The organism is Streptomyces sp. NPDC002690 (assembly GCF_053592415.1).
In genome coordinates this window covers 1-24,958 of sequence record NZ_JBSFVR010000085.1, presented here as the reverse complement: position 1 = coordinate 24,958, position 24,958 = coordinate 1, and the positions used below count along the sequence as shown (strand labels likewise).

At 72.7% G+C, this 24,958-nt stretch carries 21 protein-coding genes and 2 pseudogenes; 12 read left to right on the top strand and 11 right to left on the bottom strand.

All coding sequences use genetic code 11. The features are described from left to right. A pseudogene (locus tag ACWD3D_RS13915) lies at positions 1–553 on the bottom strand (molybdopterin-binding oxidoreductase); the annotation flags it as partial. 257 nt (positions 554–810) lie between these two features. Here ACWD3D_RS13915 and ACWD3D_RS13910 point away from each other — a divergent pair. From ACWD3D_RS13910 to ACWD3D_RS13890, 5 genes are all read left to right on the top strand, one after another. Next, positions 811–2,091 carry an NAD(P)/FAD-dependent oxidoreductase gene (locus ACWD3D_RS13910; RefSeq protein ID WP_451461108.1) on the top strand — a complete coding sequence of 427 codons (1,281 nt, stop codon included), beginning with the start codon at positions 811–813 and terminating at the stop codon, positions 2,089–2,091. After that, complete coding sequence (locus tag ACWD3D_RS13905; protein WP_451461107.1) at positions 2,088–2,828, top strand: DUF1365 domain-containing protein; 741 nt, start codon at positions 2,088–2,090, stop codon at positions 2,826–2,828. The genes ACWD3D_RS13910 and ACWD3D_RS13905 overlap by 4 nt, the downstream gene beginning before the upstream one ends. Further along, positions 2,825–4,087 (top strand): class I SAM-dependent methyltransferase, encoded by a 1,263-nt coding sequence (locus ACWD3D_RS13900; RefSeq protein WP_451461106.1) that lies wholly within the window; start codon positions 2,825–2,827, stop codon positions 4,085–4,087. Before ACWD3D_RS13905 ends, ACWD3D_RS13900 begins: the two co-directional genes overlap by 4 nt. Positions 4,088–4,212: 125 nt before the next feature. Continuing rightward, positions 4,213–5,571, top strand: a complete 1,359-nt coding sequence (locus tag ACWD3D_RS13895) for a class I SAM-dependent methyltransferase (protein ID WP_451461111.1) — start codon at positions 4,213–4,215, stop codon at positions 5,569–5,571. Continuing rightward, positions 5,568–6,371, top strand: a complete 804-nt coding sequence (locus tag ACWD3D_RS13890; RefSeq protein WP_451461105.1) for a DUF1295 domain-containing protein — start codon at positions 5,568–5,570, stop codon at positions 6,369–6,371. The genes ACWD3D_RS13895 and ACWD3D_RS13890 overlap by 4 nt, the downstream gene beginning before the upstream one ends. A gap of 88 nt (positions 6,372–6,459) precedes the next feature. Here ACWD3D_RS13890 and ACWD3D_RS13885 read toward each other — a convergent pair whose 3' ends face one another. The 4 genes from ACWD3D_RS13885 to ACWD3D_RS13870 form a co-directional block, all read right to left on the bottom strand. Next, on the bottom strand, positions 6,460–7,218 hold the full coding sequence (locus ACWD3D_RS13885) for an anti-sigma factor (protein ID WP_451461104.1): 759 nt from the start codon (positions 7,216–7,218) through the stop codon (positions 6,460–6,462). After that, the gene (locus ACWD3D_RS13880) at positions 7,215–7,799 is read right to left on the bottom strand and encodes a sigma-70 family RNA polymerase sigma factor (protein ID WP_387369991.1); all 585 of its coding nucleotides are present in this window, start codon (positions 7,797–7,799) and stop codon (positions 7,215–7,217) included. Before ACWD3D_RS13880 ends, ACWD3D_RS13885 begins: the two co-directional genes overlap by 4 nt. A 242-nt stretch (positions 7,800–8,041) precedes the next feature. Beyond that, positions 8,042–8,890 carry a siderophore-interacting protein gene (locus tag ACWD3D_RS13875; RefSeq protein WP_451461103.1) on the bottom strand — a complete coding sequence of 283 codons (849 nt, stop codon included), beginning with the start codon at positions 8,888–8,890 and terminating at the stop codon, positions 8,042–8,044. Between the two features lie 250 nt (positions 8,891–9,140). Continuing rightward, a complete protein-coding gene (locus ACWD3D_RS13870; RefSeq protein WP_451461110.1) occupies positions 9,141–10,049 on the bottom strand; it encodes a 5'-3' exonuclease in 909 nt (302 codons plus the stop codon). 265 nt (positions 10,050–10,314) lie between these two features. Between ACWD3D_RS13870 and ACWD3D_RS13865 the strand changes: the two genes are divergently transcribed. The 3 genes from ACWD3D_RS13865 (at position 10,315) to ACWD3D_RS13855 (ending at position 14,815) form a co-directional block, all read left to right on the top strand. Beyond that, a complete protein-coding gene (locus ACWD3D_RS13865) occupies positions 10,315–11,484 on the top strand; it encodes a quaternary amine ABC transporter ATP-binding protein (RefSeq protein ID WP_451461102.1) in 1,170 nt (389 codons plus the stop codon). Further along, the gene (locus ACWD3D_RS13860) at positions 11,477–14,101 is read left to right on the top strand and encodes an ABC transporter permease/substrate binding protein (protein ID WP_451461101.1); all 2,625 of its coding nucleotides are present in this window, start codon (positions 11,477–11,479) and stop codon (positions 14,099–14,101) included. The genes ACWD3D_RS13865 and ACWD3D_RS13860 overlap by 8 nt, the downstream gene beginning before the upstream one ends. Before the next feature lie 159 nt (positions 14,102–14,260). Further along, positions 14,261–14,815, top strand: a complete 555-nt coding sequence (locus ACWD3D_RS13855; RefSeq protein ID WP_451461100.1) for a helix-turn-helix domain-containing protein — start codon at positions 14,261–14,263, stop codon at positions 14,813–14,815. Positions 14,816–14,842: 27 nt separating this feature from the next. Here ACWD3D_RS13855 and ACWD3D_RS13850 read toward each other — a convergent pair whose 3' ends face one another. Continuing rightward, positions 14,843–16,036 carry a TDT family transporter gene (locus tag ACWD3D_RS13850; protein WP_451461099.1) on the bottom strand — a complete coding sequence of 398 codons (1,194 nt, stop codon included), beginning with the start codon at positions 16,034–16,036 and terminating at the stop codon, positions 14,843–14,845. 69 nt (positions 16,037–16,105) lie between these two features. Here ACWD3D_RS13850 and ACWD3D_RS13845 point away from each other — a divergent pair, with 69 nt between their 5' ends. Then, positions 16,106–17,041: a LysR family transcriptional regulator gene (locus ACWD3D_RS13845; RefSeq protein ID WP_451461098.1), complete on the top strand. Its 936-nt coding sequence runs from the start codon at positions 16,106–16,108 to the stop codon at positions 17,039–17,041. 59 nt (positions 17,042–17,100) lie between these two features. On the opposite strand, the gene ACWD3D_RS13840 is transcribed toward ACWD3D_RS13845, so the two are convergent. Both ACWD3D_RS13840 and ACWD3D_RS13835 read right to left on the bottom strand, forming a co-directional pair. Beyond that, entirely contained in the window at positions 17,101–17,910 is an 810-nt protein-coding gene (locus tag ACWD3D_RS13840) for an ABC transporter permease (RefSeq protein WP_451461097.1), read from the bottom strand. Further along, positions 17,907–18,815: an ATP-binding cassette domain-containing protein gene (locus ACWD3D_RS13835; protein WP_451461109.1), complete on the bottom strand. Its 909-nt coding sequence runs from the start codon at positions 18,813–18,815 to the stop codon at positions 17,907–17,909. The genes ACWD3D_RS13840 and ACWD3D_RS13835 overlap by 4 nt, the downstream gene beginning before the upstream one ends. 154 nt (positions 18,816–18,969) lie before the next feature. On the opposite strand from ACWD3D_RS13835, the gene ACWD3D_RS13830 reads away from it, so the two are divergent. Beyond that, positions 18,970–20,202 (top strand): sensor histidine kinase, encoded by a 1,233-nt coding sequence (locus tag ACWD3D_RS13830; RefSeq protein ID WP_451461096.1) that lies wholly within the window; start codon positions 18,970–18,972, stop codon positions 20,200–20,202. Beyond that, complete coding sequence (locus ACWD3D_RS13825) at positions 20,199–20,870, top strand: response regulator (RefSeq protein WP_451461095.1); 672 nt, start codon at positions 20,199–20,201, stop codon at positions 20,868–20,870. The genes ACWD3D_RS13830 and ACWD3D_RS13825 overlap by 4 nt, the downstream gene beginning before the upstream one ends. Before the next feature lie 33 nt (positions 20,871–20,903). On the opposite strand, the gene eutC is transcribed toward ACWD3D_RS13825, so the two are convergent. The 3 genes from eutC to ACWD3D_RS13810 form a co-directional block, all read right to left on the bottom strand. After that, positions 20,904–21,701 carry an ethanolamine ammonia-lyase subunit EutC gene (eutC, locus tag ACWD3D_RS13820; protein ID WP_451461094.1) on the bottom strand — a complete coding sequence of 266 codons (798 nt, stop codon included), beginning with the start codon at positions 21,699–21,701 and terminating at the stop codon, positions 20,904–20,906. Continuing rightward, entirely contained in the window at positions 21,698–23,095 is a 1,398-nt protein-coding gene (locus tag ACWD3D_RS13815; protein ID WP_451461093.1) for an ethanolamine ammonia-lyase subunit EutB, read from the bottom strand. The genes eutC and ACWD3D_RS13815 overlap by 4 nt, the downstream gene beginning before the upstream one ends. A gap of 72 nt (positions 23,096–23,167) precedes the next feature. Further along, complete coding sequence (locus tag ACWD3D_RS13810) at positions 23,168–24,370, bottom strand: amino acid deaminase/aldolase (protein WP_451461092.1); 1,203 nt, start codon at positions 24,368–24,370, stop codon at positions 23,168–23,170. 255 nt (positions 24,371–24,625) lie between these two features. Between ACWD3D_RS13810 and ACWD3D_RS13805 the strand changes: the two are divergent. Continuing rightward, positions 24,626–24,958: pseudogene (locus tag ACWD3D_RS13805) on the top strand (hypothetical protein); the annotation flags it as partial.

The following is a 24,958-nucleotide window of genomic DNA, read 5'->3' as shown; positions in this document are numbered from 1 at the left end:
CGGCGATCACGAAGCCCCGGCGGTCGAAGGCGGGCGCGGGACCCGCCTCCGCGTCCGGGGCGTGTACCGGTCCCGTTTCCGTCTCCCCAGCCGCGGGAGACGGAGACGGGACCTGGGCCGGAGCGGGGACCGGGGCCAGCCGTCCGGCGAGGAAGTACAGCACTCCTGCCGCGACGACCGCACCGACCACCGAGGGCAGCGCGTCCGACGGGCTGCCCTCGGGCCGCCCCACCGCCGCCACCGCTCCGACCAGCCCGAAGAGCAGAACGGCCGACGCGCCGACCCGCCGGTGACGCAGCGCCAGGACCCCCACCGCCAGCGCGAAGAGCGCCAGCAGCACGAGGATGCCCAGTTGCAGCACCAGCTTGTCGTCCGTGCCGAAGTTCCGGACGGCGAAGTCCTTCACCGCGGGGGGAGTGCGGTCGATGACCGCTCCCCCCACCGCCGTGACGGGGCCCGCCTCCGGACGTACGGCCGCCGCGGCCAACTCCGCGACGCACAGGGCGCAGAACCCGGCGATCAGCCCGCTGAGCGCGGCCAGTGCGGCGCGCACCCAGCGGGAGCGCCGGGACCCGGTGGGCCCCTGCCTTCGCGCTTCGTTCCGATCTGCTGTCACACGAGGGATTCGGGGCCGGGCGGCCGACGGATTGGTCGTTCACTCGAATGGATCACGCCCTGGTTCCGGCCAATCCGCGTGGCCGTCGGCGACGAACAACTTCGTGGGGCGCCTGTTCGACCGGCGCCCCGCAGCTCGCGGCCCCGTTCAGGGCGGCCGTGGCGGCGAGGGACGGACTGGCGGAAGGAGCGGGAATGGCAGCGGTACGGCGGCGCACGGCCGTGGTCGGGAGCGGGGTGGCGGGGCTGACGGCCGCGCATGTGCTCACGAAGACCGACGACGTCACGCTCTACGAGGCGGACGACCGTCCCGGCGGGCACGCACACACCCACGAGCTGACCTCGTCGGACGGCCGGGTGCACCACGTCGACTCGGGCTTCATCGTCCACAACCGCCGGACCTATCCGCATCTCTTGCGGCTCTTCGACGAACTCGGTGTCCGTACCCAGGAGTCGGAGATGTCGATGTCCGTCCGGTGCGAGGGGTGCGGGCTCGAATACGCGGGCGCCCTGGGAGCGTCAGGGCTCTTCGCCCGGCCCCGCGCGGCTCTGCGCCCCTCCTATCTGCGGATGCTCGCCGAGGTGCCCCGTTTCCACCGGGCCGCTCGCGTACTGCTCGCGGAGCCGGAGGGTGCCGGTGGCGAAGGGCTCCTCACGCTGGGGGAGTTCGCCGAGCGCCACCGCTTCTCCGCCTACTTCCGCGCCCACTTCCTCACCCCGGTGGTCTCCGCCGTCTGGTCGTGCGACCCGGTCACGGCGCTCCGCTACCCGGCCCGCTACCTGTTCCGCTTCCTCGCCCACCACGGCATGCTCTCCCTCGGCGGTTCGCCGGTCTGGCGCACCGTCACCGGCGGCTCCCGGTCCTACGTCGACCTGGTGGCGAAGCGGCTCTCCGCGGTACGCACGGCCACCCCGGTCCGCGCCCTGCGCCGGCACGACGACGGCGTCGAACTGGTCACCGGGGACGGGACCACGGAGAGGTACGACCGCGTGGTCGTCGCCACGCATCCCGACCAGGCCCTGCGGATGCTCGCCGACCCCACCGACGCGGAGACCCGGATCCTCGGCGCGTTCCGGTACTCCCGCAACACCACCCTGCTCCACACCGACACCACGCTCCTGCCGGACTCCAGGAGGGCCCGCGCCTCCTGGAACTACCTGATGCCCTCGTGCGCGGCCGATGCCCGCCAGGTCACGGTCAGCTACGACATGACGCGGCTCCAACGGCTCGACGCCCCCGAGACCTTCGTCGTCACCTTGAACGACGGCGGACGGGTGGACCCGAAGAGCGTCCGGGCCTCGATGGTCTACGAACACCCGCTCTTCACGCCGGAGTCGGTCGCCGCCCAGGCACGGCTGCCCACGCTCTCCGGACCGGTGACCGCGTTCGCGGGGGCGTACCACGGCTGGGGTTTCCACGAGGACGGCTGCCGCTCCGGAGCCGAGGCGGCCCACGCGCTGGGGGTGACCTGGTGACGGACGTTCCCGGAGGTGCGGTGCTGTACCCGTGCACCATCACCCACGTACGCACGCGGCCGGGCCGCTACGCCTTCCGCCACCGCACCTACCTCTGGTGCATCGACCCCGACCGCCCCCCGCGCCTGCCCCGCCCCCTGGCCCCGCTCGCCCGGTTCGACGCCCGGGACCACTTCGGCGGCACGGCCCCCGGAATCCGCGCCGGGCTCAGCCGGTTCCTGGAGGCCCACGGCGTCGAACTGGGCAACGGCCCGGTGCGCATGCTCACCCAGGCCCGGGTGTTCGGCCATGTCTTCAATCCCCTCACCGTGTACTGGTGCCATCGCGCGGACGGCTCCCCGCTCTGCGTCGTCGCCGAGGTGCACAACACGTACGGGGAACGCCACGCCTACCTCCTGCGCCCCGGCGCGGACGGCACGGCCTCGGCCGAGAAGGACTTCTACGTCTCGCCGTTCTTCCCCGTCGACGGCTCCTACCGGATGCGGCTGCCGGAACCCGGGGCCCGACTCGCACTGACCGTCCATCTGGAACGCGACGGCTGCCGCCCCTTCACCGCCACCGTGCGGGGCACCGGTCGCCCCGCCGGGCCGGCCGCGCTGCTGCGACTGGCCGCACGCCACCCCTGGCCGACCGTCGTGGTCTCCGCCGCGATCCGGTTCCACGGCATCCGCCTCCACCTGCGCGGACTACCGGTGGTCCCGCGTCCCCGCCCCCGTACCCAGAAAGGCATGCGGTGAAGGTGTCCACCTCCCCCTGCTTCCCGTCCGTGCTCCCCGCCCCCGACCCGGAGCGCTGGCCCGACATCGTCCGGCCCCGTCGTGCCTCCCGGCCGAGGTCCGTCGTCGCCGAACACGTCGTCCGCCACGCCCTGGGCCGCCTCCCGCTGCGCGTCCGGCTGGCAGGGGGCGAACGCCTCGGCCTGGGCGGCCCGTTGCTGGAGATCCACCGCCCCGACGTGTTCTTCCGCCGCATCGGGACCGACGGGCTCATCGGCTTCGGCGAGTCCTACATGGCGGCGGAGTGGGACGCCCCCGACCCCGTCGCCGTGCTCTCCGTACTCGCCGGCCACGTCGCCGAACTCGTCCCCGCGCCGCTCCAGCGGCTGCGCCCGCTCTGGGCGCCGCGGCAGCCCGCTGAACAGGCCAACACCCCGGACGGCGCACGGGACAACATCAGCCGCCACTACGACCTGTCGAACGACCTCTTCGCGCTTTTCCTCGACGAGACCATGACCTACTCCGCCGCCCTCTTCCGGGGGTTTCCGGCCGACCGGACCCTGCTCCCGGCCGCGCAGCACCGCAAGATCGACCGGCTGCTCGACCTGACCGAGGTGGGCCCGGGCACCCGGCTGCTGGAGATCGGCACCGGGTGGGGCGAACTGGCGCTGCGCGCCGCGGCCAGGGGCGCCCGGGTCACCACGGTCACGCTCTCCGCCGAACAGCGGGACCTCGCCCGCCGGCGTGTCCGGGACGCCGGACTGGAGGACCGGGTCGACGTGTGCCTGAGCGACTACCGGCAGGTCACCGGGGAGTACGACGCGATCGTCAGCGTCGAGATGGTCGAGGCCGTCGGCGAGGAGTACTGGCCCGTCTACTTCCGCACCCTGGAGGCGCGCCTCGCTCCCGGTGGCCGGATCGCCCTCCAGGCCATCACCATGCCGGACGACCGGATGCGGGCGGCGAGTGCCACCCACACCTGGATCCAGAAGTACATCTTCCCCGGCGGGCTGATCCCCTCCAGCCGGGCGCTGGAGGAGAACGCGGCACGGGCCGGCCTGCGGACCGACCGTCGCGCCCGGTTCGGCACCCACTACGCCGAGACCCTGCGCCTGTGGCGGGAACGCTTCCACGAACGTGCCGAGGAGGTCGACGCCCTCGGCTTCGACGCGACCTTCCGGCGGATGTGGACCTTCTACCTCGCCTACTCCGAGGCCGGCTTCCGCTCGGGCTACCTCAACGTCGAACAGGTCCTGCTCGTCCGCCCCGGGACGCCGTGAGCCCCGCCGCCGATCCTTCCGCCCGCCGCCCGGCCCTACCCCCACCGCAGGAGAGCAGCGTGAACCCGCCCCACGACCAAGCCGCACCCGGCCCCGGCGCGACCGCCGTCCCGGACCCCGCCACCGTGCCGCACCCCCGGAACACGCCGCGTGCCGCCGCCCGCGAGGCCGCACCGTACGGCGCCGCCCAGCGCGTCGAACCCTTGGTCGAGCGGTTCCTCGGCGGCCCGCTGCCGGTACGCGTACGCATGTGGGACGGCAGCGAGACCGGCCCGGCCGACGGGCCGACCGTGCACGTGCGATCCCGCCGCGCCCTGCGCCGGCTGCTCTGGCAGCCCGGCGAACTCGGCCTCGCCGAGGCGTACATCACCGGCGACATCGACCTCGCGGACGACCTCGCCGACGGACTGCGCGCCCTGCGCGCGGCAGGCCGGGAGAGGGGGCCGCACCCGCCCGCGCCCGGACTCGGCGACCGGCTCAGGGCTGCGGCCACCGCCGTACGGCTCGGTGCGCTCGGCGCCCGCCCGCCGGTGCCGGCCTCCCGGGCGGGGCTGCGCGGGGCCCTCCACAGCAAGGCACGGGACCGGGCCGCCATCAGCCACCACTACGACCTGTCCAACGCCTTCTACACGCTCCTGCTCGACGAGACGATGGCCTACTCCTGCGGCTACTGGACAGCCCAGGGACAGCCCGGCTACGGACCGGCCGACGCACAGCGCGACAAGCTCGAACTGATCTGCCGGAAGCTCGGGCTCGGCCCGGACGGAAGGCTGCTGGACATCGGCTGCGGCTGGGGCTCGCTCACCCTGTACGCGGCGCGCCACCACGGCGTCCGGGTCACCGCCGTCACGCTCGCCGCCGAACAGGCCGCCCACGTGACCCGGAGGGTCTCCGAACTCGGCCTGGAGGACCGTGTCGAGGTACACCACCGCGACTACCGGGACATCCGGGGCCTGCCGGACTTCCGGGCCGGCTACGACGCGGTGTCCACCGTCGAGATGGGCGAGCACGTCGGCGACGCCGAGTACCCCGCGTTCACCGCCCTCCTGCACGACGTGCTGCGTACCGGGGGCCGGGCGCTCGTCCAGCAGATGTCCCGGGGAGCCACCGCACCCGGGGGCGGCGCCTTCATCGAGTCCTACATCGCCCCCGACATGCACATGCGGCCCCTCGGCGAGACCGTCGGGCTGCTGGAGGGAGCCGGACTCGAAGTGCGTGACGTCGAATCGCTGCGCGAGCACTACGTCCTGACGGTGGAGGCGTGGCGGCGCACCCTGGAGGCGCGCTGGCCGGAGTTCGTCGCGCTGGTGGGGGAGGAGACCGCCCGGGTGTGGCGGCTCTACCTGGTGGGCGGCGCCCTCGCCTTCGAGGAACGGCGGATGGGCGTCGACCAGATCCTCTGCGTGCGCCCCGGCGCCTCGGGAGCGGCGGCGATGCCCGCCACCCGGCACGGTTGGTACGAGGGACTGGGCGCGGGCCGGTGACCGGTTTCGGGTGGGCGGCGTTCGCCCAGGGGCTCGCCCCCGCGGCAGGGGCCGCCCTGGCGGTCATGCTCGTCACCTTCACCGTGGCCCTGCACAAGGGGGTGCACCGGGTGGTGGACGTCGCCTGGGGCATCGGGTTCGCGGCCGTCGCCCTCGTCTCGTACCGGATGTCGGCGGGCGACGGCGACGGGGTGCGACGTCTCCTGGTGACCGTCCTGACCGTGGTCTGGGGTCTCCGGCTCGCCCTGCACATCGCCCGCCGCGGACGCGGCCACGGCGAGGACCCCCGCTACGCGGCCATGCTGGCCAAGGCCCCCGGCCACCCCGACCTGTACGCGCTGCGCAAGGTGTACCTGCTCCAGGGCGCCCTGGTCTGGCTGGTCTCCGCCCCCGTACAGGCCGCGCAGTACGTGGACGGCCCGCCCACCGGGTGGGTCTGGGCAGGGTGCGCGCTGTGGGCCCTGGGGTTCGCCTTCGAGGCGGTGGGGGACCGTCAGCTGGCGCGGTTCAAGGCCGATCCGGCGCACCGCGGCCTGATCATGGACAGGGGCTTGTGGGCCTGGACCCGGCACCCCAACTACTTCGGGGACTTCTGCGTCTGGTGGGGGCTGTTCCTCTTCGTCGTGGACAGTCCGCCCGCCGCGGCGGCGACCGCCGTCGCCCCCGCGCTGATGAGTTGGCTGCTCGTGGGCGGAAGCGGCAAGGCCCTGCTGGAACGCCACCTGGCCGACAGGCCGGGCTGGGCCGCCTACCGTGCGCGTACCAGCGGCTTCGTCCCCCTGCCGCCCCGGCGGGACTGAGCTCGCGCGGGCCTTCCGCCGTACGTACGGAGCGGGCCCGGGACCTCCAGAGGGAGCTCCCGGGCCGTCATCCCGACGACGCCCCGGATCAGGCCGTCGGGAAGTCCATCAGCGCGAGGGGCGCGGAGGTGGGCGCCGTCGAGCCGCCCGCGGGCTCGACGGTGACGCCCATGCCCGACGCACCGTCCACCGGGCCGGCCAGGAGCACCGCGTCGCCCGCCGCGTCCGGGTCCATCAGCCCGGCCGAACGCATCGTCCCGCCGTCCGCGAACCACAGCTGGTAGACCTTGCCCGCGGGCGGGCGCTCCAGCCCCGAGGACAGGAACACGGCCCGGTTCTCGCTCGACGACACCACGACCGTGCCGCGCGCCCCGGCGGCGAACTCCGCCGACGCCGTCTTCGCGTCCGGTGCGGAGAGCACCCGCGCCAGCAGTTCGCTCTGCCGGTGGGCGCTGTCGGCCTCCTGCTGGGCGCCCCGCGCCACCTGGTTCTGCCACACCGCGACTCCGCCGAGGGAGGCAGCGGCGGCCAGACAGGCGGCCAGGGCGTACCGGGTCCACCTGCCGGTCCGCCCCGGGACGGCGGGTGAACCGCCCGGAGCGCCGTGCCCCGGCGCCTCCTGACGCACGGTCGTGATCCGGAGCAGCACCTCCTCGCGCATGTCGCGCGGGGGAGTCGCGGAGACGGCGAGGGCGAGCCGGGACGCGGTGGCGGAGAGCTCCGCCACCTCCTGCGCGCAGGCGCCGCATTCGGCCAAGTGACGCTCGAAGGCGTGACGTTCGTCCTCGGGGAGGGCGTGCAGCGCGTACGCGCCGGTGAGCGTGTGCAGTTCCGCCGTGGTGCTCATGCGTTCACCCCCAGGCAGTCGCGCATCCGGATCAGACCGTCACGCAGCCGCGTCTTGATGGTTCCCAGCGGTGCGCCGAGGAGTTCGGCGACCTCGCTGTAGGTCAGGCCCCGGTAGTAGGCCAGGGTCACCGACTCGCGTTGCAGCTCGGACAGGGTCCGCAGACAGCGGCGGACCTGCTCGCGCTCCAGCCGGGATTCGACCTGCTCGGTGACCTCGTCGTACGCCGGTGTGCGGTCCAGCAGGGCGGCCCGGTGCTCACGCGCCGCGGACGCCTCCGCGGAGCGGACCCGGTCCACGGCCCGGTGATGAGCCAGCGTCAGGACCCAGTTCATGGCACTGCCGCGGGACGGCTGGTAGCGCGGCGCGGTCCGCCACACTTCCACCAGCACCTCCTGGGCGACCTCCTCGGACTGGGCGGGGTCGCGCAGGACGGTACGGATCAGGCCCAGGACCGGCCCGCAGACCGTGTCGTAGACCTGGGCGAAGGCGTCCTGGTCCCCCCGGGCGACCTGGACCAGGAGGTCCTGGAGATCGGGTCCGGCCGAGGGCACGGGGCCGATGTACACGGCTTCTTTCAACGCGGCTTCCTCCCAGGAAGGTCATGGACTCCCCACTGATTCGGAACCGCGGGCCGTTCGGATTGGTCGCCCGTGCGAAATGTCGGCCCTTCGGGTGATCGGCCTGCCGGGGCCGAAGCGGAACCGGTGCGGAAATCCTTCCACGGACCGCCGGCCGTTGGCGGGACGTCCGCGGGTCTCCGGACGCGAAGGAGCCCCGGCCGTCGTCCTGGGACGGCCGGGGCTCCCGCGGTGCGGCTCGGTCAGGCGGAGGCGGTGCCGCTCTCTTGCTCGCGCTCGACCTGCTCGTTCCACTCGCGCTTGACGGCGCGCCAGGCGTCGTCGTTCTGGCCGAGACGCCAGTAGCCCGAGATCGACAGCTGGTCCAGCGGGATCTGGCGTTCCACCCGCAGGTAGCGGCGGATCTCCTTGACGAAGCCCGCCTCACCGTGGACGAACGCCTGCACCTCGCCCTCCGGGAAGTCCAGCCCCAGCACGGCGGCGGTGACCAGCTCGCCGACCGGGCGCTCGCCCCGGTGCAGCCAGTTCACCGACACCCCGGCGGGGACGGTCACCTTCTGTTCCTCCGAAGCGTCGGACACCTCGACGAAGACGTGGCCCCGGGCGTTGGCGGGCATCTGCTCCAGCGCCACGGCGATGGCCGGAATCGCGCTCTCGTCGCCCACCAGCAGGTGCCAGTCGGCCGTCTCCTGCGGGGCGTAGCCGCCGCCCGGGCCGAGGAGCGTCATCCAGTCGCCGACGGAGGCCTTCGCGGCCCACGGACCGGCCAGGCCCTCGTCGCCGTGCACCACGAAGTCGATCGCGAGCTCACGGGTGGCCGGGTCCCAGGAGCGCACGGTGTACGTACGCGTGGTCGGCCACAGCTCGCGCGGGTAGGACTCGCGGATCGCCGCCATGTCGAACGGGTGCGCGTAGTCGGCACCCTCGGGTGCGAAGCAGAGCTTCACGTAATGGTCGGCGAAGCCCTCGGTGTCGAAGGAGGCGAGGCCGTCGCCTCCCAGGACCACCCGCACCATGTGGGGGGTGATCTGTTCGGTGCGCACGACCTGCGCACCCTTGCCCTTGGGCGGTTGCCGCGTCGGACGCGCCACGTGGATCTCCCTGTGCTGGAACGTGCGGTGACCCGGGGATCGGGGATTCGGCACCCGGGAAACTCTGAACTTAGGTCTACCTAAGCTAGCACCGGCCGGGCGGTCGGGGCGCGGCTGGTCCCGTAAGCAATGTGTGCGCGACGTGCTCCCGGGGCGGACCCTGCCCGTCCAGGCGCCCGGACGGGCACCTGCCTGCCAGGAAACCACGGCTTCCTGTGGAAGAGGGAGGGCCGGGAGGGCCGGGAGGCCCTCAGGAGTGCAGCGCCGACAGGAGCCGCTGCAGCGCCCCGCGCAGACCCCACCGCTCGGCCAGCTCCGAGAGGGCCACCGGGTCGCGCGCCTCGCGGGGCAGTACCGGGTCGAACGCCGGCAGTGGTACGTCTCCGGCGACCCGCACCACCTTCGGCGCCAAGGCGACGTAGTCCCGGGCCTCGTCCAGCCGCCGGCGCTGCGAAGGGGTCAGCTTCGCCGCGGGGTCGTCCACGGCGGCCATGATGCCGGCGAGGTCCCCGTAGGCGTCCAGCAGCTTCGCGGCCGTCTTCTCGCCGATGCCGGGGACGCCGGGGAGGCCGTCGCTGGGGTCGCCGCGCAGCAGTGCCAGGTCGACGTAACCCCGGCCGTCCACGCCGTACTTCTCGCGCAGCACCGCCTCGTCGGTCACCTGGAGGGTGCCGACGCCCTTGATCGGGTACAGCACCCGGACCTCGCGCTCGTCGTCCACCAGCTGATAGAGGTCCCGGTCGCCGGTCACGATGTCCACCGGCCCCTTCGCCAGGCCGGTGAGCGTGCCGATGACGTCGTCCGCCTCGTACGGGGCGACGCCCACGCGGGCGATGCCCACCGCGTCCAGCACCGCCTCGATCACCGGGACCTGCGGGGCGAGGGTGTCCGGGGTCTCCTCCACGTCGGCCTGGCCCGCCGGGGTCTCCACCGCCACCCTGTGTGCCTTGTACGTCGGGATCAGCTCGACCCGCCAGGCCGGCCGCCAGTCCGCGTCCATGCAGGCCACCAGGTCGTCGGGGTGGTGGTCCTGGACCAGCCGGCCGATGAAGTCCAGCAGTCCGCGCACCGCGTTGACCGGGGTGCCGTCCGGTGCGCGCACCGAGTCCGGCACGCCGAAGTAGGCGCGGTAGTACAGGGAGGCGGTGTCGAGGAGCATCAGGCGTCGCGTCACCCCCCGATCATGCCCCACGGCACCGACAGCGGCCCGGGGCGACGTTCCTCGTGACTGCGTGGTTCCGGACCCGGCGGGTGACCCGGGTCACATTCGTGTTTGCTCCCCATAAGTGGGGGCAGGCGCGGCACCGGAGCGGATCACGTCCAAATTTCAACTTGTGTACGTGCCATGCGGGCAGATTCCGTGCCGCTCCACGGTCCGCCGACGGGGGTGGTGGACCGTTTCCGGTTCAACCCGCGAGGTGTATGTGTCAAGGCTGCAGGCCGAACACCTGTACAAGGTGTTCGGCAGACGACCCGATCAGGCCGTGGAGAAACTCGAAGCCGGCGCGAGCCGTGACGAGCTGCGTGCCGACGGAACGACCGCAGCGGTGATCGACGCGTCGTTCACCGTGGAACCGGGGCAGATCTTCGTCGTGATGGGTCTCTCGGGCTCGGGCAAGTCCACGCTTCTGCGGATGCTCAACGGACTGCTGGACCCCACAGCCGGAAGCGTGCTCTTCGACGGCCAGGACCTGACCTCCCTGACTCCGCGCGAGCTCCGCCACGTCCGCTCGTCCAGGATCAGCATGGTCTTCCAGCACTTCGCGCTCTTCCCGCACCGCAGTGTGCTGGAGAACGCCGCGTACGGCCTGGAAGTGCAGGGCGTGGCCAAGGACGAGCGCGAGAAGCGCGCCGCCGAGGCGCTGGAGCTGACCGGGCTCGGCGGCTGGGAGAAGTCCTGGCCCGACGAGCTCTCGGGCGGCATGCAGCAGCGCGTCGGGCTGGCCCGCGCCCTGGCCACCGACGCCGACCTGCTGCTGATGGACGAGTCCTTCAGCGCGCTGGACCCGCTGATCCGCAGGGACATGCAGGACCAGCTCCTGGAGCTCCAGAAGCGCCTGAAGAAGACCATCGTCTTCATCACCCACGACCTCAACGAGGCCATGCGCCTCGGCGACAGCATCGCGGTGATGCGCAACGGCGAGATCGTCCAGCTCGGCACCGCCGAGGACATCCTCGTCACCCCGGCCAACGACTACGTCGCCTCCTTCACCCAGGACGTCGACCGCGCCCGGGTGCTGACCGCCGGCGCCATCATGGCCGAAGCGCACACCGTCATGGGCTCCACGACCGAGGACGGCACCGAACTGCGCACCCCGCAGGACGTGCTGGACGCGGCCCCGGCCGCCGTCGCCGAGTCCACGCCGATCATCGAGCTCTTCACCCCCTGCGCGTCGAGCGCCACTCCGGTCGCCGTGACCGACGAGCGGGGCAGGCTGGTCGGAGTGGTCCCGCGCGAGCGGCTCCTCGCCGTACTGGGCGAGCCGATGAAGCCCGCCGCGCCGATGCCCGACGCCGGGATGACCGAAGGCCCCGCGTCCGACGCGGAGACCGTGTCGGAGGACCTCACCGGGAAGAAGGTGGCCAGTGTTTAGGCTCCCTCTCGGCGAATGGGTCAACTCCGCGGTCGACTGGCTGCAGGTCCACCTCGCCTGGCTCTTCGACGCCATCAGCTCCCTCGTCAGCGGAATGTTCGACGGCATCGCGGCCGTCCTCTCCGCCCCCGCCCCGCTGCTCTTCGCGGGCATCGTCGCCGTCATCGCCTGGTGGCTGCGCGGACTGCCCGCCGGTGTCCTCGCGTTCGTGGGATTCGCCCTCATCGACTCCGTCGAGCTGTGGGACGAGGCGATGGACACCCTCACCCTGGTGCTCGTCGCCACCATCGTCACGCTGGTCCTGGCGGTCCCGCTCGGCATCTGGGCCTCCCGGTCCAAGAGCGTCAGCGCGGTGACCCGGCCGGTGCTGGACTTCATGCAGACCATGCCCGCCATGGTCTACCTGATCCCCGGCGTGATCTTCTTCGGCGTCGGTGTCGTCCCCGGCATCATCGCCACCATCATCTTCGCGCTGCCCCCGGGCGTCCGGATGACCGAACTCGGCATCCGCCAAGTGGACGGCGAACTCGTCGAGGCCGCCGAGGCGTTCGGCACCACCTCCCGCAACACCCTGCTGCGTGTGCAGCTCCCGCTCGCGCTGCCCACGATCATGGCGGGCATCAACCAGGTCATCATGCTGGGCCTGTCCATGGTGGTCATCGCGGGCATGGTCGGCGGCGGCGGCCTCGGCGGCTCCGTCTACCGCGCCATCGGCAACGTCGACGTGGGCCTCGGCTTCGAGGCGGGCATCTCCATCGTCATCCTCGCCATGTACCTGGACCGGATGACCGGCGCGCTGGGGCGCGAGGTCTCCCCGCTGGGCCGCCGGGCGCTCGCCAAGGCCCAGGCCCTGGCCGGCGGCCCGAAGCTCTGGAACTACCGCCCGCAGGGCGCCGTCGCGCTCACCGGCGTGGTGATCCTCGCCCTGGTCGCCGGCGGCATGGGCGTCTTCGGCGGCGGCGGGTCCTCCGCCACCGCCGCGTCCTCCTCGTCCGTCGGCGCGGGCAAGAAGATCAGCATGGGGTACATCCCCTGGGACGAGGGCATCGCCTCCACGTACCTGTGGAAGGAGCTGCTGGAGCGTCAGGGCTTCGAGGTCGACGTCAAGCAGTACGAGGCCGGGGCGCTGTACACCGGCATGGCGAACGGCCAGATCGACTTCGAGACCGACTCCTGGCTCCCGGTCACCCACGCCAGCTACTGGAAGAAGTACCAGGACCGCCTGGACGACCTCGGTTCCTGGTACGGCCCCACCTCGCTGGAGCTGGCCGTCCCCAGCTACGTGAAGGACGTCAAGACCCTCGACGACCTCAAGGGCAAGGGCGCCTCGTTCAAGAACCGGATCGTCGGCATCGAGCCGAGCGCCGGTGAGTCGGCCCTGCTGAAGGACAAGATCCTGCCGGGCTACGGCCTGGACGGCGAGTACAAGGTCGTCGACGGCTCCACGCCCTCGATGCTGGCCGAGCTGAAGCGCGCGTACGCCAAGAAGGAACCGATCGTGGTTCCGCTCTGGTCGCCGCACTGGGCCTACGACAACTACGACCTGACGAAGCTCAAGGACACCAAGAACCTCTGGGGCAAGGGCGACGGTATCCACACCCTCTCCCGCAAGGGCTTCGCGGCCGACAACCCCGAGGCCGCGTCCTGGCTGAAGAACTTCAAGATGAGCGAGAAGCAGCTCACCAGTCTGGAGGCCGAGATCCAGAAGGCCGGCGCGGGCAAGGAGCAGGACGCCGTCCGCACCTGGCTGAAGGCCAACCCGGACGCCGCCGCCCAGTGGACCCCGGCGGCCAAGGAGTCCAAGGCGACGAGCGGCAAGGACGAGACCGACCGCGCCCTCAACGTCGCCTGGTTCCCCTGGGAGGAGGACATCGCCGCCACCTACCTGTGGAAGGCGGTCCTGGAGCAGCGCGGCTACACCATCAACCTCAAGCAGTTCGAGGTCGGCCCGATGTACGCGGCGATGTCGCGCGGCCAGATCGACGTCCAGTTCGACGGCTGGCTGCCGTACACGCAGGCGAACTACTGGAAGAAGTACAAGGACGACCTGACCGACGTCGGTTCCTGGTACGGCCCCACCTCCATCGAGGTCGCGGTGCCCTCCTACGTCAAGGACGTGAAGTCGCTCGCCGACCTCAAGGGCAAGTCCTCGCAGTTCAAGGGGCGCATCGTCGGCATCGAACCCGGCACCGCCACCATGGAGAACCTGAAGAACGACGTGCTGCCGGCCTACGGCCTGGACAAGGAGTACGAGGTCGTCGACTCCTCCACCCCCGGCATGCTCGCCGAGCTGAAGCGGGCGTACGCGAAGAAGGAGCCGATCGCCGTCGTGCTCTGGACCCCGCACTGGGCGTACGACCAGTACGACCTCACCAAGCTGGCGGACCCGAAGAAGGGCTTCGGCACCGGTGACCGGCTGCACACGGTCGCGAGCAAGGAGTTCCCTGAGAACTACCCGCAGCTCACGAAGTGGTTCAAAAACTTCAAGCTGAGCGAGGACCAGCTCGCCGGACTGGAGAACGGCATCGCCAAGGCCGGTACCGGTCACGAGGAGGAAGCCGTGAAGTCCTGGATGGACGCCCATCCGTCCATCGTGGACACCATGGCGCCGCAGTAGCGGCTGGATTCGCGTCCGCGCAGGTCAGGGGTGGTCAACGCCGAGAGGCGGGGGCCACCCCCCGCGCGTTGCCGGAACTTCTCCTCGGTGAGGGAATCACGCAACCATGTGCGTAAGGTGCTGGCAGCCGGGAGGATGGCCGGGCGGGAGGGAGCGGACATGGGCGAGAAGGACGAGAAGGAAGCACTGCGGGTGGGCGCCGCCGTGCGCCGACGCCGAAGAACCCTGGGGCTCACGCTGGCCGCGGTGGCCGCGCGCAGCGGTCTCTCGGTGCCCTTCCTCAGCCAGATCGAGAACGAGCGGGCCCGGCCCAGCGCACAGTCGCTCACCCGGGTCGCCGAGGCGCTGGAGACCACCACCGCCAAGCTGCGCGAGGCCGCCGACTCGGCACGTGCCGTGGACGTGGTGCGCGGCGGCGGCGAGGACGGTGCCCGCCGGGTGGTACGCGGACGCCACCAGCTCAGCGCCCTGGAGTTCATCGGGGAGCAGGACCTCGGCCGCGAGTTCCAGCACCGCAACGACGAGCTCATGTACGTCGTCGAGGGCGCCGTCGAGGTGGAGGCGGAGGGCCAGGCCTACCGCCTGGACCGCGGCGACACGCTTTTCCTCTCCGGCGGGGTACGTCACCGCTGGCGGGCCACCCTTCCCGGCACCCGGCTGCTGGTCGTCGCGGTGGCCGAGCACATCGACGCCACCTACGACTCCCGCCGCTGAGGGGCCCCGGGGCGGGCGGCCCGGGGCTCAGGCCGTCACGAGGGGACGTGCCGGCACCGGTGGCGCGAGCAGTGTGCCGCCGAGCAGCCCCCGTACCGTACGCGCCCCGGCCACCGCCCACGCGGCCACCAGGCAGACGAAGAGCGCCTCGGCCAGCCAGCCGAAGGCGTGCAGACCGGTGTGACGGGCCAGACCGGCCGCCCCGGTGACACAGGTGCCGAGCGGGAAGGTGAACCCCCACCACGTCATCGCGAAGCCCATGCCGGCCCGCACTGCGCGCACGGTCAGGGCGACGGAGAGGGCCAGCCAGAGCAGTGCGAACCCCATGACCGGCACTCCGTAGAGCACCGCGAGCGCCCCGAGTCCGGTCGCGTACGGAGCGCCCACCGCGCCCGGCGCGACGTCGGCCAGCTGGTTCACCGCGGTGGTCGACTGGCCGAGCGGACCCAGCACCAGGAAGAGCGTCGGCGTCAGCGCGAGGGGCAGCGGCCCGTGGTGCAGCAGCCGCGCCAGGACCAGCGGCAGCACGGCGAGCGTCGCCAGCACGGTCAGCCCGAACATCGCGTAGCAGCCGAGGAGCAGCGCCTCACGCCCCTGGCCGGCCGGGAGGTGCCGGATCAGGAGCGGGCCGAGCGAGGCGGAGACCAGCGGCGGGACCAGCGGCAGCAGCCATGCGGGGGCGGCGCTGCCGACGTCGATGCGGTGGCGCACCACCATCAGATACGGCACGGTCACCGCGACGGCCAGCCCCAGCACCGAGCCCGCCGTGTACAGCACCACGTCGGCCACGAGTGCGGCCCGCTCGCCCAGCACCGGCGTACCGGCCACCATCGTGGCTCCGCCCACCGAGAGCAGCGCCATCGGCAGACAGCCGAGGAACGGGGCGACCGCCGGGTCCAGCAGATGGGCCCGGGCCTGGTCCCGGTGGTGGAGCCAGTGCCCGGTACGGGCGGTGAGTACGGTCACCAGCAGAACGGCGGAGAGCGCCCAGACCACGGTGCACGCGCCCCGCAGGCCGGGGACGTCCACCGGGAGCGCCTCACCGGCGCTCGCGAGGATCGCGGTGCCCATCACCGTCGCGTACCAGTTCGGTCCGAAGTGCCGCAGCGACGGCAGGCGCGGGGCATCGGACTTCGCGGCGTCGGAGCCCGGGGTGCCGGGATCCGGGGTGCCGGGACGTGTGATCGGCGGCCGGGTCAGGGTCTGCTCATGGATGGCCATTACATGATTCTCTCCCGCGCACACCGCCCCACCAGACACTTCGTGTCTATGAGGTCATAAGCTGACGTTATGCCCCGCCTCGCCGACGACCCCGCCCGCATACCCCTGTCCCATCGCGTCCCCGACCTCGGGGCACTGGAACTGCTGCTCTCCGTCGCCCGTCACGGCAGCCTCGGCCGCGCCGCCAAGGACCTCGGCATCACCCAGCCCGCCGCCTCCAGCCGGGTCCGCACGATGGAACGGCAGCTCGGAGTCGCCCTGCTGGACCGCTCGCCGCGCGGCTCCACGCTCACCGACGCGGGCGCTCTCGTCACCGACTGGGCCCGGCGGATCGTCGAAGCGGCCGAGGCGTTCGACGCGGGGGCACAGGCGCTGCGCGACCGGCGGGACTCCCGGCTGAGGGTCGCGGCCAGCATGACCATCGCCGAGTACCTCCTGCCGGGCTGGCTGATCGCCCTGCGCGCCGAACGCCCCGGCACCGCCGTCTCACTGCTCGCCGGAAACTCCGAACAGGTGGCCCACCGGCTCCTCCTCGGTGAGGCCGACCTCGGGTTCGTGGAGGGGCTCACCACCCCGGAGGGGCTCGACGGCACGGTCGTCGCCCACGACCGCCTGGTCGTCGTCGTCGCTCCCGTCCACCCCTGGGCCCGCCGCCGTACCCTGCTGACCCCGCAGGAACTCGCCGCGACCCCGCTGATCCTCCGGGAGCGGGGCTCCGGCACCCGCCAGGTCCTGGACGCGGCCCTCGCCGGGCACGGCGGGCTGGCCCAGCCGCTCCTCGAACTCTCCTCCACGACCGCCGTGAAGAGCGCGGCCGAGAGCGGCGCGGGGCCGTGCGTCCTGAGCGAACTGGCCCTCGGCGAGGAACTCTCCGCCCGCCGGCTGGTCCCCGTCCAGCTCACCGGCGTACGCCTGCGGCGCCAGCTGCGTGCCGTCTGGCCCACCGGCCACCGCCCGGCCGGGCCCGCCCGCGACCTGCTCTCGCTGACGGCGCGGACGGGCTGAGGACCCCTCGCGCGGACCGGGCGTGGCGATCACCGGCCTGCCGTCGTGGGCCGGTCGGTCTACTGATCCCGGCGCTGTACGACTGTCCCGGCGACGGCCGCCGCACCCAGGGCCCAGGCGGCGTAGACGATCCAGGCGCCGGTGGACGTCCATGGGTAGGGGACCGGCGGGGTGAAGGGAATCTCCATCAGGCGGTTCCACGCGCTCATCGGAAAGGTGTGGTTGAGGACGGCCGACCAGTGGTGGTCCTCGCTGAAGAGGAAGGGTGCCGGCAGCAGGACGACGACGCCCGCCACGATCGACGTTCCCGCGTGCCGCAGCACGGCGCCGATCCCCATGCCGACCACGGCGCAGACGGGTGCGAGCAGGGCCGACGCGAGGACGGCGCGAAGGGCCCCCGGGTGGTCGATGGAGACGCCCACGCCCCTCAGGCCCAGGATCGCCTGGGTCGTGCAGAAGGAGACCAGCGCGACCACGGCGCCGAACACGGTCATGACCCCCGCCGTGACCGCGAGCTTCGCCGCCATCACCGACCGCCGCGCGGGGACCGCGGTGAAGGTGGTGCGGATCTGCCCCGTGCTGTACTCGCCGGCGATCGCGACGGCGCCGATGGCAAGGGTCGCGAGGGCGAAGACGATACTCGCGTTGTTGGTGAAGACGCTCTGTACGGGGATGCCGTCCCGGACGAACTCCCGCGCGTGGCTCCCGGCGTTCTGTTCGTTCCAGTAGTGGTAGGTGTCGTACGCCTGGCCCGCGTTGAAGCCGATCGCCGCCAGCGCGGTCACCAGGTACACCCACGGGGTCGAGCGCAGCGACCACGTCTTGGTCCACTCGGCGGCGATCAGGTCGCGGAAGCGTACGGTGTTCATCGGGCGTCCCCGGCGGTGTACTCGACGCTGTCGGCGGTGAGTTCCATGAAGGCCTCCTCCAGGGACGGGCGGAGCGTGGTCAGTTCGTGCAGGAGCACCCGGTGCCGCAAGGCCAGCTCGCTGATCCGGGGCGCGGGCAGGCCGGTGACGGTGAGCAGTTCGCCGTCGGCGCGTACGGTCGCACCCTCGGCCGTCAGCAGCGGAGTCAGAGTTGTGGCGTCCGGGGTCCGTACGGTGACGGAGTCGGCGCCGGCGTGGGCGGCGAAGGCCGCCAGGCTCTGCGCGGCGATGAGCGTGCCACGACCGATGACGACGAGTTCGTCGGCGGTGTGTTCCATCTCCGACATCAGATGGCTGGAGACGAAGACCGTGCGGCCCTCTGCCGCCAGCCGCCGGAACAGGCCGCGCACCCACCTCACACCCTCGGGGTCCAGGCCGTTGAGCGGCTCGTCGAAGAGCAGCACCGGCGGTTCGCCGAGCAGGGCGGTGGCGATGCCGAGACGCTGCTTCATGCCGAGCGAGTAGCCGCCGACCCGGCGCCGGGCGGCGTCGGCCAGGCCGACCTCCGCCAGGACCTGATCGACCCGGGTGCGCGGGATGCGGTTGCTGCGCGCCAGGGCGGTGAGATGGGCACGGCCCGTACGGCCGCCGTGGACGTCGTTCGCGTCGAGCAGGGCGCCGACGTGGCGCAGACCGCGCGGGCGGTCGCGGAAGCGCACGCCGTCGACGGTGACGGTGCCGGAGGTCGGCTCGTGCAAGCCCAGGGCGAGTCGCAGGGTGGTGGACTTCCCGGCGCCGTTCGGCCCGAGGAACCCGGTGACACGGCCCGGTCGGACGGTGAAGGTCAGAGCGTCCACGACGGTCTTCCCGCCGTACCTCTTGGTGAGTTCGCTGGCTTCGATCATGGCGTCCACGATGGCGGCCGGGCCGGTACGGGAGCATCGGCTCACGGTCGGCAATCGTGCGCCGTCTCTGTCAGCCACGGTCGCGGGGGTGTCACCCGTGGTTGTACGACCACGGTCCGACGACCTGGCCCGCCGCGGCCCCTAGGATCGCGGCATGTCAGCGCTCCCCGGCCAACTCCCTTTGCTCAGACGCCTGTCGCCCGGTCGCTGGACGGCGCTCGTCTGGGTCGGGGCGATGGGTTTCGCGTGCGTCGACGAGTTCCTCGTCCTGCCGGGCGACAGCGCCCGCGACGGCGCCGCCGCCACCGGCTTCGCCCCGACGCTCGTGAGCTGGCCGATTCTGCTGGGTGCCGCCGCCCTGGTGTTCGCCGCCTGTCGGCTGCTGGAGCGCGCCCCGCTGGTGGCCTACGCCCTGCTGCTGATCGGCTCGGCGCTCGGGGCAGCGGTGCTCGGCCAGGCGGCCGAGTTCCCGCTGGTCCAGTTTCTGGCGCCGGACGTCGCCCTGTACTTCGTCGCGGCCACCACACCCCGCCGCGACTCGGCCTGTGCGGCGGGAATGGCGTTCGTGGTCCTGGTGATTCCGCTGACGGTGCGGCTGTACGGGGGCGGCACCATCAACACCACCGGGCAGCTCGCCGTGGCGCTCACGGTGCTGGTCGCCTGGCTGCTCGGGGACTCGGCCCGCCAGTCGCGGCTCCACGCCGGACAGGTCAGAGCGCAGGCGGCCGTTCAGGCCGTGACCGACGAGCGGCTGCGCATCGCCCGCGAGCTGCACGACGTCGTCGCGCACACCCTCGGCATCGTCGCCCTGCAGGCCGGCGCGGCCCGCCGCGTCATCCACAGCCAGCCGTCACGGGCCCGGGAGGCACTTGGCGAGGTGGAGAACGCGAGCCGGGAGACCCTGTCGGGGTTGCGGCGGATGCTCGGCGCGCTGCGTGCGGCCGACCCCGAAGGGACCCCGCTGCACGAGGCACCCGGCCTCGACGACCTCGACCGGCTGGCCGCGGCCACCACGGCCGCGGGGGTGCGGGTGGTCGTGGAGTGGAAGGGGGAGCGACGGCCGCTGCCACCGGACCTCGACCTGTCCGCGTACCGCATCGTCCAGGAGTCGGTCACCAACGTGGTCCGGCACGCCGATGCCCGCTCCTGCCGGGTGCGCGTCGACTGCCGGGAGACGGAGATCGCCCTGGAGATCACCGATGGTGGCCGCGGCCCGGGCAACGCGTCCACCGCCGGTTACGGCCTCGTCGGTATGCGCGAGCGCGTCGCCCTGCTGCACGGCGAGTTCACCGCCGGGCCGCGTCCCGGGGGCGGCTTCCACGTGGCGGCCCGGCTTCCCCTGCCGGGGCCCACCCACCACAACCCGACGGAGGTGGCGGCGCCGTGACCGTCCGTGTCCTGCTCACCGACGACCAGCCGCTGGTCCGGGCAGCCCTGCAGATGGTCATCACCGACGCCCCGGACATGGAAGTGGTCGGCGAGGCGGGCGACGGCGCCGAAGCCGTCGCGCTCGCCGAGAGGCTGACCCCTGACGTCGTCGTCATGGACATCCGCATGCCCGGCACCGACGGCATCGAGGCCACCAGGCGCATCACCGCAGGCCCGAGCGGCACCCGCGTGCTGATGCTGACCACCTTCGACGACGACGAGTACGTCTACGGCGCCCTGCGCGCGGGGGCCTCCGGCTTCATCGTCAAGGACATGGCGCTCGACGACATCCTCGCCGCCGTCCGCATCGTCGCAGCCGGCGACAGCCTCATCGCGCCCGGCGTCACCCGCCGTCTGATCGCCGAGTTCGCCGCCCGAGTTCCGTCTGTGGCGACAACTCCCGCCCCGCCGCGCCGCCTCGAAGGCATCACCGACCGCGAGCGTGAGGTACTCACCCTCATCGGCAGCGGCCTGACCAACGCCGAGATCGCCGAGAACCTGTGCATCAGCGGCGCCACCGCCAAGACGTACGTGACCCGCCTGCTCTCCAAGCTCGATGCCCGCGACAGGGTGCAACTCGTCATCCTCGCCTACGAGGCGGAGCTGGTGACCGTCAGCCGTGAGTGAGGCGTTCCCGCCCGCGCGCCGTCCCTCAAGACTTCACGAGCCCGGGCCGGGGGGAGCCAACGCCGCCGGGCCGCCCGGCTCCTCCCCGCTCAGCGCCACCCCGGACAGGCCGAGCCGCTCCGCCCCCTCGGCGAGTGAGGCGATCGTGCGCGCGGCAGCCCGGTAGCCGAGGCCCGCCGGCGGGTGGATGTTGGAGACGCAGTTGCGCTCCGCGTCCCGCCGCCCGGTCCGGGGTGCGTACGTCAGATAGACGCCGAGGCTGTCGGCGGCGCTGAGCCCGGGGCGTTCGCCGATCAGTACGAGCACCAGCCGGGCACCCACCCGTTCCCCGATCTCGTCCCCGAGCGCCACCCGTGCCTGGGAGGCGAGCACCACCGGGACGGACGCGCGGTCCCCGCCACCCCCGCCGCTCCCGCCGGTGAGCAGCGGGACCAACTCGTCCAGCAGCGGCAGCGCGTGGCGCTGGACCGCCGTGGCGGAGAGCCCGTCCGCGATCACCACCAGCGGTCCGCCCCCGGGCAGCCCCGCCAGGCGCGGCCCGTCCTCCCGGTGCAGCCGCCGGCCCAGGTCCGGGCGGCGCAGATAGGCCGCCCGGTCCGGGACGGCACTGCGCACCTCGGCGACCGGATGGCCCGTGAGACCAGGCCGCAGGGCGGCGAAGTCCACCGGCTGGTGCACCGCGTCCCGCGCCTGTGCGTGCGCCGCCTGGAACTCCAGCAGATGCCGCAGCGGCAGCCCGTGGCCCGTTCGCCCCAGCCCCACCCGGGCCGTGGTGTGCCGTCGCAACTGCTCCCAGAGGTCCGGGCCGCTGTACTCCAGCGGCCCGCTCACGCTTCCCCGATCATCGCGGCGAGACCGGAGACCAGCGGACTGTTCGCGACGGGCGCCACCACCCGGCCCTCGGAGTCGTACATCCCCATCCGTTCAAGCCACGCCTCGAACTCCGGCGCGGGGCGCAGCCCGAGCACCGACCGTACGTACAGCGCGTCGTGGAAGGAGGTGGACTGGTAGTTCAGCATCACGTCGTCCGAGCCCGGGACGCCCATCACGAAGGTGCAGCCCGCCACGCCGAGCAGCGTGAGCAGGTTGTCCATGTCGTCCTGGTCGGCCTCGGCGTGGTTGGTGTAGCAGACGTCGACGCCCATCGGCAGACCGAGCAACTTGCCGCAGAAGTGGTCCTCCAGGCCGGCCCTGATGATCTGCTTGCCGTCGTAGAGGTACTCCGGGCCGATGAAGCCGACCACCGTGTTGACCAGCAGCGGACGGAACCGGCGCGCCACGGCGTAGGCACGGGCCTCCAGCGTCTGCTGGTCGACGCCGTGGTGGGCGTCGGCGGAGAGCGCGCTGCCCTGGCCGGTCTCGAAGTACATGACGTCGTCCCCGAGTTCGCCCCGGCCCGTCGAGAGCCCGGCGTCGTGCGCCTCCGCGAGCAGCGCCAGGTCGATGCCGAACGCCCGGTTGGCGGCCTCGGTCCCGGCGACGGACTGGAAGACCAGGTCCACCGGTGCGCCCCGCTCGATCGCCTGGATCGTCCGGGTCACGTGGGTGAGGACGCAGGTCTGCGTCGGGATCGCGTACCGCTGCCGGATCTCGTCCGTCAGCCGCAGCAGATCCGTCACGGCGGCCAGGGAGTCGGACGCCGGGTTGATGCCGATCACCGCGTCCCCGCAGCCGTACAGCAGACCGTCGAGCACCGAGGCGGCGACGCCCCGGGGATCGTCCGTGGGGTGGTTCGGCTGGAGGCGCACCGAGAGCCGCCCCGGCAGCCCGATCGTGTTCCGGAACCGGGTGACGACCGTGCACGCCCGGGCGACCTGCACCAGGTCCTGGTTGCGCATCAGCTTGCTCACCGCGGCGGCCATCTCCGGCGTGATCCCGGGCGCCAGCGCGGCCAGCGCCTCGGGAGTCGCCCGGTAGGAGAGCAGCCAGTCCCGGAACTCGCCGACCGTCATCCCGGCGACCGGCGCGAACGCCCCGGTGTCGTGGGTGTCGACGATCAGCCGGGTGACCTCGTCGTCCTCGTAGGGCACCACCGGGTCTTCGAGGAAGTCCCGCAGCGGCACTTCGGCAAGTGCGATCCGGGCCGCCGTCCGCTCCGTGTCGCTCCGCGCCGCGACCCCCGCCAGCTCGTCGCCCGAACGCGCCGGCCCGGCCCGCCCGAGCAGTTCCCGCAACCCGTCGAACCGGAAACCGGCCACCCCTACGGAGGCCGTGTACTGGGGCATGGCCGCACTCCTTCGCCGACGCGGTCGAGAGCCCGAGCCTGCCACAGCCGGATCGACGCGGGCGGGCGGCGCTCAGAGGAAGGTCTGCCCCTCGCCCCGGTACGTCGGTACGGTGGCGGTGATCCGGTCACCCTCGATCAGGTGCAACGCGTCGAACCGCTCGCACAGTTCGCCCGCCTTCGCGTGCCGGAACCACACCTTGTCGCCGATCAGCAGATCGTCGGCGGCCGACCCCAGCAACGGCGTCTGGACCTCGCCCGGCCCCTCCTGCGGGTCGTAACGCAGTCCCTGCGGCAGGTACGGGACGGGGAGCCGGTCCGCGCCCGCCGCGCCCGACGCCGGATAACCGCCGCCGAGCACCGTCACCACGCCCACCCCGGGCCTGCGGACGACGGGCTGCGCGAAGAGCGCCGCCGGACGGCCGGAGAACGACGTGTAGTTGTCGAAGAGCCGGGGGACGTACAGCCCCGAACCGGCCGCGATCTCCGTCACCGCGGACTCGGCGGCGGTGTGCTGCACACTGCCGGTGCCGCCACCGTTCACGAACTCCAGATCCGGGACCACCGCACGCACCGCGCGGACCACCTCGGCGCGGCGCACCACCAGTTCCCTGCGGGCGGTCGCCTGCATCAGCCGGATCGCCCGGGACCGCAGCGGGCGCCCGGAGACCGCGTCCCCGACTCCCGCGATGTGCCCCTCGTACGCCATCAGGCCCACCAGGCGGAAGCCCGGACGACGTGCCACCGACCGTGCGAGGTCGGCGAGTTGGGCGGGGGAGCGCAGAGGCGATCGCAGCGCGCCCACCCGGACCCGGCCGCCCAGCAGGCGCAGCGAGGTGTCCAGCTCCAGGGCGACCCGGATCTCCTCGGTGCCCCCCGCGCGCGACGCGTCGATCAGCTCCAACTGCGCCGGGTCGTCCACCATCACCGTCACCGAGGCGGCGAGTTTCGGGTCCGCCGCCAGCTCGGCGAAGGCCGAACGATCGGCGGACGGGTAGGCGAGCAGCACGTCGTCGAAGCCCGCCCGGGCCAGCCAGAGCGACTCCGCCATCGTGAAGGACATGATCCCCGCGAACCCGGGCCGGGCGAGCACCCGTTCCAGCAGGGCCCGGCAGCGGACGGACTTGCTCGCCACCCGGACCGGCTTCCCGCCGGCGCGGGCGACGAGGTCGTCGGCGTTGGCGTCGAAAGCCTCCAGGTCGACCACCGCGATCGGTGCGTCGAGATGGGCGGTGGCCCGGTCGTAACGGGCCCTGTCGGTGGCGCGCACAGTCATGTCGGCAGCTTGCCAGAGAGTCTTACCCATCGGTAAGGGGCTGCGGGAGAATCGCTGTTCCCGGTCTTCGCGTTCCTCCGGACCCGGCACGGGAGAGCCGACCCGGGAACGGGCGGCACGGACATCGCGCCCGGACGGACCCGTTCCCCGCGGTCCGCCCGTAGCCCGTAGAGTGACCGGCACGCGGCGACCGACGGGCTTGCCCGGGTGCGTGTTCCGCGAGCGGTGCGTACGCGAGGCGAACCAGGGGGACGGATGAGTACCGAGGCGCAGCACGCTCCCGTGCCGCCCCGCCCACCGGCCCCGCCCGGCGCCTCCGTCCCGCCCGGCACCCCTGCCGCTCCGGGCGCTCCCGTCGCTCCCGTCGCTCCCGATCCGTCCGTACCTGCCGCGCCCGTGCCCCGGCCCGCGCTGCCCGTGCCGCCTGCCACGCCTGACACTGTGCCGGTCGCGCCTCCCGTCATCCCTTCCGGGCAGGCCGTCCCCGCCCCTTCGGCCCCCGCCCCTTCGGCCCCCGCCCAGGGCCCCGCGCCCGCCGCCTCCGCCGGGCAGCTCCCGTCCGAGACCACCAGGCGCCTGCGCCCGGGC